Raw genomic sequence first — 14,551 nt, forward strand, 5'->3', positions numbered from 1 at the left:
ATGCTGACCATCGCCCTGTCCAAGGGCCGTATCCTCGACGACACCCTACCGCTGCTGGCAGCGGCGGGGATCGCGCCGACCGAGAATCCGGACAAGAGCCGCAAGCTCATCATCCCGACCACCCAGGACGATGTGCGCCTGCTCATCGTCCGCGCCACCGACGTGCCCACCTACGTGGAGCATGGCGCCGCGGACCTGGGCGTGGCCGGCAAGGACGTGCTGATGGAATACGGCGGCGATGGCCTCTATGAGCCGCTGGACCTGCGCATCGCCCGCTGCAAGCTGATGACCGCGGGTGCCGTGGGCGCTCCGGCGCCGCGTGGCCGGCTGCGGGTGGCGACCAAGTTCGTCAATGTCGCCAAGCGCTACTATGCCGAGCAGGGCCGCCAGGTCGACATCATCAAGCTGTACGGCTCCATGGAGCTGGCACCGCTGGTGGGGCTGGCCGACAAGATCATCGACGTGGTCGACACCGGCAATACCCTCAAGGCCAACGGTCTCGAACCCCAGGAGCTGATCGCCCACATCAGCTCGCGCTTGATCGTCAACAAGGCCTCGATGAAGATGCAGCACGGTCGTATCCAGGCGCTCATCGAGACCCTGCGCCAGGCCGTCGAGGTGCGAGGCGCCTGAGAACCTGTTCAAAGCCTGCTGCGCGTCGGCCAAACTACGTTGAAAATGGCTTCGGAATGCTCATTTACCACTCGTAAACTTTGCTTCCTCAGCCACTTTTGCCTTGTTTGTCTCTAGCTCGCGAGACTTTGAACAGGCTCTGGGTCCTGGCCGGCAGGTTGATGCCGGCTCGGACCGCTTCCATCCCTCCAGCTTCGCCTATCCGTGCCATAGCCAAATTGTCGGGCGCCCACACGGAGCCGGCTGTTACTCTCGGGCGCCCCTTTCGCTCTCCTGAAGAGGATCCGCCATGACCGCTCCGCTCGCCATCCGCCGACTCGCCGCCGCCGCTCCGGATTTCGCCGAGCATCTGGATCATCTGCTGAGCTGGGAAGGGGTGTCCGACGCCGACATCAACCAGCGGGTCCTGGCGATCATCGCCGACGTGCGCCACCAGGGCGACGCCGCGCTGCTCGAATACACCCGCCGCTTCGATGGCGTCGAGGCGACCGCTATGAGCGATCTCATCCTGCCGCGCGCGCGCCTGGAAGAAGCCCTGACCCGCATCACGCCGGAGCAGCGCACCGCGCTGGAAGCCGCCGCCGAGCGCGTCCGTCGTTATCATGAAAAGCAGCGCCAGGATTCCTGGCAGTACCAGGAGGCCGATGGCACCGTGCTCGGCCAGCAGGTCACCCCGCTGGATCGTGCCGGTCTCTATGTGCCGGGGGGCAAGGCCTCCTATCCGTCCTCGGTGCTGATGAACGCCATCCCCGCCAAGGTCGCCGGTGTGCGCGAGGTGGTCATGGTGGTGCCGACGCCCCGCGGCGAGGTCAACGAACTGGTGCTGGCCGCTGCGGCCCTGGCCGGTGTCGATCGCGTCTTCACCATTGGCGGCGCCCAGGCCGTGGCCGCCCTGGCCTATGGCACCGAAAGCGTACCGCCGGTGGACAAGATCGTCGGTCCCGGCAACATCTATGTCGCCACCGCCAAGCGCCACGTGTTCGGCAAGGTCGGCATCGACATGATCGCCGGCCCGTCGGAGATCCTGGTGGTCTGCGATGGCCAGACCGATCCCGACTGGATCGCCATGGACCTGTTCTCCCAAGCCGAGCACGACGAGGACGCCCAGGCCATCCTGGTCAGTCCGGACGCCGCCTTCCTCGACGCCGTGGCGGCCAGCATCGCTCGCCTGCTGCCGGAGATGGAGCGCGCCGACATCATCCGCGCCTCCCTGGAAGGGCGGGGTGCCCTGATCCAAGTCACCGACATGGCCCAGGCCATCGAGGTGGCCAATCGCATCGCCCCCGAACACCTGGAACTGTCCGTCGCCGAGCCCGAGCAATGGCTACCCAAGATCCGCCACGCCGGCGCCATCTTCATGGGGCGCTACACCGCCGAGGCCCTGGGCGACTACTGCGCCGGTCCCAACCATGTACTACCGACGTCGGGCACCGCGCGCTTCTCCTCGCCCCTGGGCGTATACGACTTCCAGAAGCGTTCCTCGATCATCCACTGCTCGGCCGCTGGCGCTTCCGCGCTGGGCCGGGTCGCCTCGGTCCTGGCGCGTGGCGAGTCGCTGACCGCCCACGCCCGCAGCGCCGAATACCGCATTCAGGAGGAGCAGGCATGAGCGAACTCTGGAGTCCCTTCGTCAAGAATCTGGTGCCCTATGTACCCGGTGAGCAGCCCAGGCTGACCAACCTGGTCAAGCTCAACACCAACGAGAATCCCTACGGTCCGTCGCCGCGGGCGCTGGACGCCATCCGCGCCGCAGCCACCGACGACCTGCGCCTCTATCCCGACGCCCAACGGCCAGGCGCTGAAGGACGCCGTCGCCCGCTACTACGGCATCCAGAGCGACCAGGTGTTTGTCGGCAACGGCTCGGACGAGGTGCTGGCGCACATCTTCCTGGGGCTGTTCGGCCATGGCCGACCCGTGCTGTTCCCGGACATCAGCTACAGCTTCTATCCGGTCTATTGCGGCCTCTACGACATCGCCTTCGAGACCCCGGCGCTGGACGAGGATTTCCAGATCGTCCCCGAGGACTATCTGCGCCCCAATGGCGGCATCATCTTCCCCAACCCCAATGCACCGACCGGCAGCGCCCTGGCGCTGGACGCCATCGAGCGCATCGTCGCCGGCAATCCGACCTCGGTGGTGGTGGTGGACGAAGCCTATGTCGACTTCGGGGCGGAGTCGGCGGTTGCCCTGATCGAGCGCCATGCCAATCTGGTGGTGACCCAGACGCTGTCCAAGTCCCGTTCCCTGGCCGGTCTGCGGGTAGGCCTGGCCATGGGTCAGGCGCCGCTGATGGAGGCCCTGGAGCGGATCAAGAACAGCTTCAACTCCTATCCGCTGGATCGCCTGGCCCTGGCCGGCGCGACCGCTGCCTTCGAGGATCGCGCCTATTTCGACGAGACCTGCCGGCAGGTGGTCGAAAGTCGCGAAGCCCTGGTCGGCCAGTTGCTGGAGCGCGGCTTCGAAGTCCTGCCCTCGGCCGCCAACTTCATCTTCGCCCGTCATGTGCAGAAGGGCGGGGCGGTGCTGGCCGCGGGCTTGCGCGAGCATGGCGTCATCGTGCGCCACTTCAGCCGTCCCGAACGCATCGCCGACTTCCTGCGCATCACCATTGGTACGCCCGTGCAGAATCAGGCGTTGATCAAGGCCCTCGATACCCTCTGAGCTTAGGCTCTGTTCGAAAAGTTGCCGAGCGATGGTCAAGCGAGGCGAAAAGCGCCGAGGAAGCGGAGTTTACGAATGGTAAATGAGCATTCCGAAGCGCTTTTCAACGAAGCATCACCGAGCGTAGGCACTTTACGTATAGAGCCTAGCGTGCCTTTTCCATCAGGGGGCGCAGCCCGACGGTAACCTTGACCTGCACGGTCTTGTCTTGTCGCAGCACCTCGATGGGGATGCTGTCGCCGGGTTGCTTGCGGGCGATCTGGTTCATCGCCAGCCGGCCGTCCCTGATCGGTTGGCCGGCCAGCTTGACCAGTACGTCGCCCGCGCGCAGACCGCCCTTGTGCGCCGGTCCTTCCGGATCGATATCGGTCACCACGATGCCCTGGTCGACCTTGAGGCCGTAGGTCTTGACCAGCTCTGGCGTGATGACTTCCACTGCCACCCCCAGCCAGCCGCGGATGACCTGGCCATGCTGGATGATCGAGCGCATGACCTCCATGGCCAGCTTGATCGGGATGGCGAAGCCGATGCCCTGGGAGCCGCCGGAAAGGATGGCGGTGTTGATGCCGATCAGATTGCCGTTGGCATCCACCAGCGCTCCGCCCGAATTGCCCAGGTTGATCGCCGCATCGGTCTGGATGAAGTCCTCGTAGGTATTGAGACCCAGCTGGTTGCGGCCGGTGGCGCTGATGATACCCATAGTCACCGTCTGGCCGACGCCGAAGGGATTGCCGATGGCCAGTACCACGTCACCGATGCGGATGGCGGTCGAATCGCCCACCGAGATGGCCGGCAGGTTGGGCAGGTCGATCTTGAGCACGGCGAGGTCCGTGGCCGGATCGTTGCCGATCAGCTTGGCCAGGGTCTGACGCCCGTCGGCAAGCGCCACCACGATGGATTCCGCGTCGAGGGTCACGTGGTTGTTGGTCAGCAGATAACCGTCATGGCTCATCAGCACGGCCGAGCCCAGGCTGAGCTCCTCCACCGGTTTGGTCGCACCCTTGCGGTCACTGGCCGTGTCACCGGCCTTGCCCGGCTTGGCCGCCTTGGTCGAACGCAGCGAGACCACCGCTGGCGCGGCGCGACTCGCCGCGTCGGCATAGGAGACCGGTCCCTGCTGGCGCGAATGCGCAGGCGCCTGGGCCGCCTCGAACAGCGGCGGCTGGGCGGGCAGGCCGAGCCATTGCGGATAGCGCTGCATGATCAGGGCCGCAACGAGCAGACCGCACAGCACGGGCCAGCCGAGATAACGCAAAGCCTTGTACATCGATCACATCCTTGAATTTGTCCACCCGGGGTGCGCCGGATAAGCTGGTGGGCATTATAAGGAGCGGCGCCACCCGAAGACACGCTGTGGCGCCGCCAGCGAGGAGGTAAGCCGTCCGTGACCCTGTCCCTTGATCAACTGGTGGAGACCGCCGACCGCTACCTGGAGTCGGCCCGGATCCAGGATTATTGCCCCAATGGCCTGCAGGTCCAGGGCCGCGAGCAGGTGCATCTGCTGGTCAGTGGCGTCACCGCCTCCCAGCAGCTGCTGGACGCCGCCGTGGCGGCCGGGGCCGATGCCATCCTGGTGCACCACGGCTATTTCTGGAAAAACGAGGACGCCCGCCTTATCGGCATGAAGCACCGGCGGATCAAGACGCTGCTGAGCCACGACATCAGCCTGCTGGCCTATCACCTGCCGCTGGACGTCCATCCCGAGGTGGGCAACAACGTCCAACTGGGTCGCCGCCTGGGTCTGCAGGATATCCGACCGCTGCCGGGTGATGCCAAGGGACTGATCTGGCAAGGCGAATTGCCGCAGCCACGGTCCGCCGCGGACTTCGCTCGGCAGGTGGCGCTTGTGCTGCAACGCGAGCCGCTGGTGGTCGACGGCGGGCGGTCGATCCGGCGCCTGGCCTGGTGCACCGGCGGTGCCCAGGGCTACATCGATCAGGCCATTGCCGCGGGAGTGGATGCCTATCTCACCGGTGAGGTGTCCGAGCAGACGGTGCACAGTGCCCGCGAGAACGGGGTGAGTTTCTTTGCCGCCGGCCACCATGCCACCGAGCGCTATGGCGTCCAGGCGCTGGGCGACTTTCTGGCCGCGCAGCTGGGCATCGAGCATCGCTTCATCGACTGCGACAATCCCGCCTGAGCGTCATAAGCATATAACTTCTGGATCTAGATGGCTTGGCGGGCCATAACCGTTGCCTATGGTAAGGTTGAGGTTCGTCCACGGCCCGCTCTGTCCGGTGTGTCCAGTCGACTGGATGCCGCAACGGACATCTCCTAGGCCACCTTTCTGCAATCGTGAGTAGCCATGCTCGACAAACAGACGCACCTCAAACAGCTTGAGGCGGAAAGCATCCACATCATCCGTGAAGTGGCCGCCGAGTTCGACAACCCGGTCATGCTGTATTCCATCGGCAAGGATTCGGCCGTGATGCTGCACCTGGCCCGCAAGGCCTTCTTTCCCGGCAAGCTGCCGTTCCCGGTACTCCACGTGGACACCGGCTGGAAATTCCAGGCCATGTACGAATTCCGCGATCGCATGGTCGCCGACATGGGTCTCGATCTGCTGGTGCACAAGAATCCGGAAGGGGTCGCCCAGGGCATCAATCCCTTCACCCATGGCAGCGCCAAGCACACCGACATCATGAAGACCCAGGGCCTCAAGCAGGCGCTGGACAAGTACGGCTTTGACGCGGCCTTCGGCGGCGCGCGCCGCGACGAGGAGAAGTCTCGCGCCAAGGAGCGCGTCTATTCCTTCCGCGACAGCAAGCACCGCTGGGATCCCAAGAACCAGCGTCCCGAGCTGTGGAACATCTACAACGGCAAGACCAACAAGGGCGAGTCGATCCGCGTCTTTCCGCTGTCCAACTGGACCGAGCTGGACATCTGGCAGTACATCTATCTCGAAGGCATCCCGATCGTGCCGCTGTACTTCGCCGCCGAGCGCGAGGTGATCGAGAAGAACGGCACCCTGCTCATGATCGACGACGACCGCATCCTCGAACACCTCTCGCCCGAGGAGAAGGCACGCATCCACAAGCGCCAGGTGCGCTTCCGTACCCTCGGCTGCTACCCCCTGACCGGCGCGGTGGAGTCCCAGGCGACCACGCTGACGGACATCATCCAGGAGATGCTGCTCACCCGCACCTCCGAACGCCAGGGCCGGGTCATCGACCACGATGGCGCCGGATCCATGGAAGAGAAGAAACGTCAGGGGTATTTCTAAGATGTCGCACCAATCCGATCTGATCGGCCAGGATATCCTGGCCTACCTCGCGCAGCACGAACGCAAGGAGCTGCTGCGCTTCCTCACCTGCGGCAATGTCGACGACGGCAAGAGCACCCTGATCGGGCGCCTGCTGCACGACTCCAAGATGATCTACGAGGATCACCTGGAAGCCATCACCCGCGATTCCAAGAAGGTGGGGACCACCGGCGAGGAGGTCGACCTGGCGCTGTTGGTGGACGGCCTGCAGGCCGAGCGCGAACAGGGCATCACCATCGATGTGGCCTATCGCTATTTCTCCACCGCCAAGCGCAAGTTCATCATCGCCGACACCCCCGGCCATGAGCAGTACACCCGCAACATGGCCACCGGTGCCTCCACCTGCGACCTGGCGATCATCCTGGTCGACGCCCGCTACGGCATCCAGACCCAGACCCGCCGGCACAGCTACATCGCCTCGCTGCTGGGTATCAAGCACATCGTGGTCGCCATCAACAAGATGGACCTGCTGGGCTTCGACGAAGCGGTGTTCGAGCGTATCAAGGACGACTACCTGGCCTTCGCCCAGCGCATCGAGCTGAACGCCAAGGACATCCATTTCGTGCCCATGTCGGCGCTCAAGGGCGACAACGTGGTCAATCGTAGCGAGCAGACGCCCTGGTACAGCGGCAAGCCTCTGATGGAGATCCTCGAAAGCGTCGAGATCGCTGCGGATCGCAACCTCGACGACCTGCGCTTCCCGGTGCAGTACGTCAACCGGCCCAACCTCAACTTCCGCGGGTTCGCCGGGACCCTGGCCTCGGGCGTGGTCACCAAGGGCGATGCCGTGGTGGTCCTGCCGTCGGGCAAGGGCAGCCGGGTCAAGTCCATCGTCACCTACGAAGGTGAGCTGGAGCAGGCGGGTCCTGGCCAGGCGGTGACCCTGACCATGGAAGACGAGATCGACATCTCCCGTGGCGATGTCCTGGTGCATGCCGACAATCGTCCGCAGGTGACCGACAGCTTCGAGGCCATGCTGGTGTGGATGGCCGAGGAGCCCATGCGCCCGGGCAAGAAGTACGACATCAAGCGGGCCACCAGCTATTTGCCGGGTTCGCTGCCGAGCATCGTGCACACGGTGGACGTCAATACCCTAGAGCACGGCGCGGCCAGCGAACTCAAGCTCAACGAGATCGGCCGGGTCAAGGTGGCCCTGGATACCGCCATCGCCCTGGACGGCTATGGCGTCAACCGCACCACCGGTGCCTTCATCGTCATCGACCGCCTGACCAACGGCACCGTGGGCGCCGGCATGATCATCGCCGAACCGGTGGGCGCTACCGGCCACGGCCAGGGCGCGCATCAGTTGCACGTCGCCACCAGCGAGCGGGCGGCCCGTTTCGGTCAGCAGCCCACCACGGTGCTCTTTACCGGTCTCTCCGGTGCCGGCAAGACCACCCTGGCCTATGCGCTGGAGCGTCGGCTGTTCGATGCCGGGCGTGCGGTCTTCGTGCTGGACGGCCAGAATCTGCGCCACGACCTGAACAAGGGGCTGCCGCAGGATCGCGCCGGTCGTCGCGAGAACTGGTTGCGCGCCGCCCAGGTGGCCCGCCAGTTCAACGAGGCTGGCCTGATCGCCTTGGCTGCCTTCGTTGCACCCGATGCCGAGGGCCGGGCCCAGGCCCAGGCGCTGATCGGCGCCGAGCGGCTGCTGACCGTGCATGTCAAGGCATCGCCCAAGGCCTGTGCCGAGCGCGATCCCCAGGGGCTCTATGCGGCCGGTGGTGACAATATCCCGGGCCTGTCCTTCGCCTACGATTCCCCGGAAGACGCCGATCTGGTGCTCGACACCGAGCAGCTGTCGGTGGAGGAGGGCGTCCAGCAGATCCTCGACGTCCTGCGTCGGCGTCAGGTGATCTAGGGCGTTCAGTCATGAAAAAACCCGCCTCTCGGCGGGTTTTTTCATGGGCCTTTACCAGCGCGGGGGCGGGCCGTAATAGTAGGCGCCAGGCGGCGGGCCGTAGTACACGGGGCGCGGCTCCACCACGCGATATTCGTAGACCGGTGCCGGTTCGTAATAGACCACGCGCGGCGGAGGCGGCGGCGGTGGCCCTTCGACATAGACTGGCTCGCGGGCGTAGGAATGGGAGACGATGGCTCCGCCAACCACGGCGCCCACTACGGCACCGAGAAAGGCCGGACCGGGGCCACGACTGTGGGCGGACGCCTGACCGGCGATGGTGAGGCAACCGGCAAGCACCACGACTTGAGTGATGCGACGTAGCATGATCATTCTCCTGCAACCCGGGGATATGAAACCGGGTATGTCTATCAGACCGCAAGGGCGGCGAGTCGCCTAGATCGACACGGGTAAAGTTTGGGTAAAACCAAATACGGGGACATCAGTCCCAACAACTCGAGGTCGACGTGTCCCCACTCCCGCGGGATGCATCTCCTGTATCTGGTACCGCAACCGGTGCCCTGACCACGAGACCACCGTGCAGATTCTCTATACCGCTCTGATCCTCCTGCTGATGGTGGGTGCCACCCGTCTCAGCGTCCATCTCATTCCCATTCCGCTGCCCCTGATCCAGGTGGTGGTCGGCGCCTTGCTCGCCTGGCCCACCCTGGGGCTGCATGTCGCCCTGGACCCCGAACTCTTCCTGCTGCTGTTCATCCCGGCATTGCTGTTCTCCGATGGCTGGCGCATGCCCAAGCGGGAGTTCTGGCGCCTGCGCCGACCGATCTTCGTCCTGGCCTTCGGCCTGGTGTTCCTCACGGTGCTGGGCGCCGGCTGGTTCCTGCACTGGATGTTGCACCTGCCTTGGGCGGTGGCCTTCGCCCTGGCGGCGGTACTGTCGCCCACCGATGCCGTGGCGGTTTCCAGCATCGTCCGCGGCCGGCTGCCCAGCGCCCTGCTGCACGTCATCCAGGGCGAGGCCCTGCTCAATGACGCCTCGGGTCTGGTGACCTTCAAGTTCGCCGTGGCGGCGGCCCTGACCGGCGCCTTTTCGCTGAGCCAGGCCAGTCTGGAATTCGTCATCGTCGCGGTGGGCGGCGTACTGGTCGGCGGGGTGCTGAGCTGGCTGGTCGGCCAAGCGCGCGCCTGGATGGTGGTGAAGCGCGGCTGGAGCGACGCCGCGCCTCATGTCGTCTTCATGCTGTTGCTGCCCTTCGCCGCCTATGTGCTGGCGGAGCGACTGGGCGTTTCCGGCATCCTGTCCGCCGTGGCCGCCGGAATGATGCAGAGCCGGGTCGACATGCTGCCCCGCCAGACCGCTACCCGCCTGCTCAATCACAGCGTCTGGGGGCTGGTGGAGTTCGCCTTCAACGGCCTGGTGTTCCTGATCCTGGGTCTGCAGCTGCCCGACATCCTGGCGGCCGCGCTGCCGGCCTCCCAGGCGCTCTGGCCGGCCGCGGGCTGGCTGACGCTCTATGTGCTGGGTGCCTACGGGGTGATCATGGCCATTCGCTTCGGGGTCATCCTCGGCTACTGGCACCTGACCCAGCCTGGCAGCGGGCCCATCACCATCGCGGGCGACCCCCGCCTGATCGCCGCCATCGCCTCGCTCAGCGGGGTCCGTGGTGCCGTGACCCTGGCCGGTGTGCTCTCGCTGCCGCTGCTGCTCTCGGATGGCACGCCCTTTCCCCTGCGTGACATCCTGGTGTTCATCGCCGCGGGCGTGATCCTGCTGTCACTGGTGGTGGCGAGCATCGGGATTCCGTTGCTACTGGCGCGCTTGCCGGAGCAGTCCAATGACCTGCTGGAGCGGGAGCGTTGCGAGGTGCGAATCAATGCCGCCCGAGCCGCCATAGCGGCGCTGGAAGACGTGGCATCGAGCGATGCCGACGAGCCGGCGCGGGCCGCGCTGCAGGCGGAGATCAAGGCCGGCATCATCGCCGAATTCCGCGACGAACTGAGTTCCGCCGATGACAGCGAGGATGCCCGTTCCCTGGCGCGGCTGAGGGATACCCTGGATGGCGAGCTGCGCCTGCTCGCCATCCGCGCCCAGCGCCGCGAACTCTATCGGTTGCGTATCGCCGGGGTAATCGATGACCTGGTGGTCAGCGAATTCCTGCGTGAGCTGGACATCCAGGAGACCGCGCTGATGCGCGATCAGGGCAACCGCTAGCCCTGGCAGAAGCGGCAGATGCGCTCCGCCGCCTCCACGCACTCGGCCAGGGGCGCGACCAGCGCCATGCGGATCCGACCGGCGCCCGGATTGATGCCCGCGACGTCCCGCGACAGGTAGGAGCCCGGCACCACGGTCACGTGTTCGCGGGCGAACAGATCGCGGGCGAAGGCTTCGTCATCGACCGGTGTCCGAGCCCAGAGATAGAAGCCGCCATCCGGCAGCGACACTTCCAGGCTGCCCTGCAGGATATCCAGCACGGCGGCGAATTTCTGCCGATAGAGCTCGCGGTTCTCACGGACATGGGCCTCGTCGCGCCAGGCCACGGCACTGGCCTTCTGCACCTGCACCGGCATGGCGCAGCCGTGGTAGGTGCGATAGAGCAGGAAGCGCTTGAGAATGGCGGCATCGCCCGCGACGAAGCCCGATCTCATGCCCGGCAGATTGGAGCGCTTGGACAGGCTGTGGAAGACCACGCAGCGGGCGAAGTCGCTGCGACCCAGTTCGGCGCAGGCGGTAAGCAGGCCGGGCGGCGGGCTGGCTTCGTCGAAATAGAGTTCGCTGTAGCACTCGTCGGCGGCGATCACGAAGTCATAGCGATCGGCCAGGGCGATGAGCTTTTTCAGCGTCGCCACCGGCAGCAGGGCACCGGTAGGGTTGCCGGGTGAGCACAGGAACAGCAGTTGGCAGCGCTGCCAGACCGCGTCCGGCACACTGTCGAAATCGGGATTGAAGCCCTTGTCCGCCAGACAAGGCAGGTAGTGGGGCTCGGCGCCGGCGAGCAGGGCCGCGCCTTCGTAGATCTGATAGAAGGGGTTGGGACTCAGCACCAGACCCGCCTGGCTGCGATCCACCACCGCCTGGGTAAAGGAGAACAGCGCCTCCCGGGTACCGGTTACCGGCAGCACGTGACGCGCCGGATCCAGCCAGCCCGCGGGTACGCCGAAGCGCTGGCCGGCCCAGCTGGCGATGGCCTCGCGCAACTCGGCGATGCCAAGGGTGGTTGGATAGACCGCCAGCTGATCCAGGTTGGCGGTCAGGGCCTCGGCGACAAAGGCCGGTGACGGGTGCTTGGGCTCGCCGATCGACAACGGAATCGGCTTGAGCGCCGCCGGCGGGGTCACGCCGGCGAGGAGGGCACGCAGCTTCTCGAACGGATAGGGCTGCAGCAGGTCGAGGGTGGGATTCATCGTCGGGTGGTCCTTCGTTCGAGACTAGATGCTGATACGACTGAGCGGCGGCGTCTGGCTGTCCGGCTCGCGCAGCTGTTTGATCAGGGCCTGCTGCAGGGCGCTGCACAGGCCGGGATCCGCCAGCGGACGACCCTCGGCGTCAGTGACGTAGAAGACGTCTTCCACGCGTTCGCCGAGGGTGGCGATCTTGGCGTTGAGCACGGACAGGTCAAAGTCGAGGAAGATCCGCCCCACCCGCGCCAGCAGTCCGGGTCGATCCGGTGCCGTCAGTTCGATCAGGCTCGCCGAGCGCGTGGTGTCGGTGTAGATGTTCACCTGGGGCGAGAAGGCGAAATGCTTGAGCTGGCGGGTCACGCGGCGGTTGATGATGCTCGGGTATTCCTCGGGATGCTTGAGCGCCTCGATCAGGCCGCCGCGGATCTGGGCAATGCGCGCGGGATTGTTGCCGATCGAGCCGCCATCGGTATCCAGCACGATGTAGGTGTCCAGGGTGAACTGGCTGCTGGAGGTGATGATGCGCGCGTCCTGAATGTTCAGGTTGAGCTGGTCCATCACCGCCACGGTCACCGCGAAGAAATCGTGCTGGTCCGCGGCATAGATGAAGATCTGGGTGCCGCCTTCGGAATCGCGCTGGGTGGTCTCGCGGATCAGTACCAGCGGCTCGGCGGTATCGCCATGGCCGAGGATGGCCTCGGTGTGCCAGGCGACGTCCAGCGCGGTATGCCGCAGGAAATAGGTGTCGCCCAGCTGCGACCAGAGCTGCTCGGCGTCATCGGCATCGATGCCGCGCCGCATCAGGGTGTCCAGCGCCGATTGCTGGGTGCTGCGGATCTGCTCTTCGCGATTGACCGGATTTTCCAGGCCGCGCCGCAGGGCGCGCTTGGTCTCGGTATAGAGCTGGCGCAGCAGGGTCGCGCGCCAGGAATTCCACAGCGACGGATTGGTCGCGGTGATGTCGGCCACGGTGAGGACGTACAGATAGTCCAGGTGAGTGTGATCTCCGACCGTCAGGGCGAAATCGTGGATCACCTGGGGGTCGGAGAGATCCTTGCGCTGGGCGGTGGTGGACATCACCAGGTGATTGCGCACCAGCCAGCTGACCAGGCGGGTATCCCATTCCGGCAGCTGGTGGCGCCGGCCGAAGGCTTCGACGTCTGCCGCGCCCAGTTCCGAGTGATCGCCACCCCGGCCCTTGGCGATGTCGTGGTAGAGCCCGGCGATGTAGATCAGCTCAGGCTTGGGCAGCTTGTGGATCACCCGCGTCGCCAGCGGATACTTCTCCGCCAGGACGTCGTAACTCATCTTGCGCAGATGCTTGATGAGATTGAGGGTGTGGGCGTCCACCGTATAGATGTGGAAGAGGTCATGCTGCATCTGGCCGACGATCTGGCCGAATTCGGGCAGGTAGAGTCCCAGCAGGCCGTAGCGATTCATCCGCCGCAGGTTGCGATGGATGCCGGATTCGCTCTTGAGCAGTTCGATGAAGAGGCTGGTGTTGCGGATGTCCTGGCGAAAGGCATCGTCGATGAGGTGACGGCTGTCGCGCAGCAGACGGATGGTGCCGGCACTGGGTCCCTTGATCGCGGGATTCTGCGCCAGCAGCACGAACAGCTCCATCAGCGCGAAGGGGGTGCGCAGGAATACCTGGGGGTGCACCACCTCCAGGTAACCGTTGCGGATCTGGAATCTGTTGTTGAGCGGGGTCACCGCCACCGGTACCTGCTCGTCGCGCAGATTCACTTCCTCGAAGTGCTGCATGACCACATCGCTGAGCTGGGACACGTCCATCACCACCCGGTAGTACTTCTGCATGAAGCGCTCTACCGCCAGCTTGGCGTCGTTGTCCTCGTAGCCGAGCAGGCTGGCGATGCGCCGCTGGTGGTCGAACAGCAGCCGATCCTCGGCGCGCCCGGCCAGCATGTGCAGGGCATAGCGGACCTTCCACAGGTATTCCTGCGCCGAGATCAGCAGGCTGCATTCGCTTTCGGTCAGGAAGCCCTGGCCTACCAGCGCCTGCAGGTTGAGGGTGCCGAACTGCCGCCGGGCGATCCACAGCAGCGTCTGGATGTCGCGCAAGCCGCCGGGCGAACCCTTCACGTTGGGTTCGAGGTTGTATTCGGTGTCGTTGTACTTGGCGTGCCGCGCACTCTGCTCGGCGCGCTTGGCCAGATAGAAGGCGCGTCCCGGCCAGAGGTGCTCGACACTCGTGGCCGCCAGCATCGCCTGGCGCAGGTGCTCGGGGCCGGCGAGGGTACGGCTTTCCATCAGGTTGGTGATCACCGTCAGGTCGGCCAGGGCTTCGGTGGTGCATTCGCGCAGAGATCTGACGCTCTGCCCCACGGCCAGGCCCACGTCCCACAGCAGGGTCAGGAAGCCCTCGATGGATTCGCGGAAGCGTTCCTGTTCCTCCTCGGCCAGCAGGATCAGCAGGTCGATGTCCGAGTGCGGATGCAGCTCACCGCGGCCATAGCCGCCCACCGCGAGCAGGGCGATGCCATCCTCCGGCCAACTGAAGCGATTCCAGGCGGCGATCAGCATCTGGTCGATGAACCAGGCGCGATCCTCGACCAGCCGGCGCACGCTGCGGCCCGCCATGAAGCGGGCATCGAGAGTGGCGTTCGCGGCCCGGATGAATTTCTTGAAGGCCGCGAGAGGGCTGGCTTTCAGCGAAAGCTCAGCCTGGAACTGACCGGCGTCGAACAACTCCGAATCGACCTGGGGCATGGGC

Annotated in this window: 10 protein-coding genes and 1 pseudogene; 7 read left to right on the forward strand and 4 right to left on the reverse strand. The window is 65.3% G+C overall.

The window, feature by feature from the left end:
* The 3 genes and pseudogenes from hisG to hisC all read left to right on the forward strand — a co-directional run bounded on the left by hisG (position 1) and on the right by hisC (position 3,295).
* A complete protein-coding gene (gene hisG, locus QE444_RS09145; protein WP_187978689.1) occupies positions 1-633 on the forward strand; it encodes an ATP phosphoribosyltransferase in 633 nt (210 codons plus the stop codon).
* A 289-nt stretch (positions 634-922) separates the two neighbouring features.
* Positions 923-2,242, forward strand: a complete 1,320-nt coding sequence (hisD, locus tag QE444_RS09150) for a histidinol dehydrogenase (protein WP_309738011.1) — start codon at positions 923-925, stop codon at positions 2,240-2,242.
* Positions 2,239-3,295, forward strand: a pseudogene (hisC, locus tag QE444_RS09155) (histidinol-phosphate transaminase). Before hisD ends, hisC begins: the two are co-directional and overlap by 4 nt.
* Before the next feature lie 145 nt (positions 3,296-3,440).
* On the opposite strand, the gene QE444_RS09160 reads toward hisC, so the two are convergent.
* Positions 3,441-4,562, reverse strand: coding sequence for a trypsin-like peptidase domain-containing protein (locus QE444_RS09160; protein ID WP_309738015.1), 1,122 nt, complete (start codon positions 4,560-4,562; stop codon positions 3,441-3,443).
* Positions 4,563-4,679: 117 nt separating this feature from the next.
* On the opposite strand from QE444_RS09160, the gene QE444_RS09165 reads away from it, so the two are divergent.
* The 3 genes from QE444_RS09165 (at position 4,680) to cysN (ending at position 8,418) form a co-directional block, all read left to right on the forward strand.
* Entirely contained in the window at positions 4,680-5,435 is a 756-nt protein-coding gene (locus QE444_RS09165; RefSeq protein ID WP_273862650.1) for a Nif3-like dinuclear metal center hexameric protein, read from the forward strand.
* A 165-nt stretch (positions 5,436-5,600) separates the two neighbouring features.
* Positions 5,601-6,518 carry a sulfate adenylyltransferase subunit CysD gene (gene cysD / locus QE444_RS09170; protein WP_007159501.1) on the forward strand — a complete coding sequence of 306 codons (918 nt, stop codon included), beginning with the start codon at positions 5,601-5,603 and terminating at the stop codon, positions 6,516-6,518.
* A 1-nt stretch (position 6,519) separates the two neighbouring features.
* Complete coding sequence (cysN, locus tag QE444_RS09175) at positions 6,520-8,418, forward strand: sulfate adenylyltransferase subunit CysN (RefSeq protein ID WP_309738021.1); 1,899 nt, start codon at positions 6,520-6,522, stop codon at positions 8,416-8,418.
* 51 nt (positions 8,419-8,469) lie between these two features.
* Here the strand turns inward: cysN and QE444_RS09180 are convergent, their stop codons facing one another.
* Positions 8,470-8,784: a hypothetical protein gene (locus QE444_RS09180; RefSeq protein ID WP_285387644.1), complete on the reverse strand. Its 315-nt coding sequence runs from the start codon at positions 8,782-8,784 to the stop codon at positions 8,470-8,472.
* Between the two features lie 211 nt (positions 8,785-8,995).
* Here QE444_RS09180 and QE444_RS09185 point away from each other — a divergent pair, with 211 nt between their 5' ends.
* Positions 8,996-10,630, forward strand: coding sequence for a Na+/H+ antiporter (locus QE444_RS09185; protein ID WP_273862647.1), 1,635 nt, complete (start codon positions 8,996-8,998; stop codon positions 10,628-10,630).
* On the opposite strand, the gene dapC is transcribed toward QE444_RS09185, so the two are convergent.
* Positions 10,627-11,820, reverse strand: a complete 1,194-nt coding sequence (gene dapC / locus QE444_RS09190; RefSeq protein WP_285387642.1) for a succinyldiaminopimelate transaminase — start codon at positions 11,818-11,820, stop codon at positions 10,627-10,629. The two genes, QE444_RS09185 and dapC, sit on opposite strands and share 4 nt — an antisense overlap.
* Positions 11,821-11,844: 24 nt before the next feature.
* On the reverse strand, positions 11,845-14,547 hold the full coding sequence (locus tag QE444_RS09195; RefSeq protein ID WP_133859823.1) for a [protein-PII] uridylyltransferase: 2,703 nt from the start codon (positions 14,545-14,547) through the stop codon (positions 11,845-11,847).
* Positions 14,548-14,551: the final 4 nt, after the last annotated feature.

It is taken from the genome of Pseudomonas sp. SORGH_AS_0199, from assembly GCF_031453735.1.
GTDB lineage: Bacteria > Pseudomonadota > Gammaproteobacteria > Pseudomonadales > Pseudomonadaceae > Chryseomonas > Chryseomonas aestiva.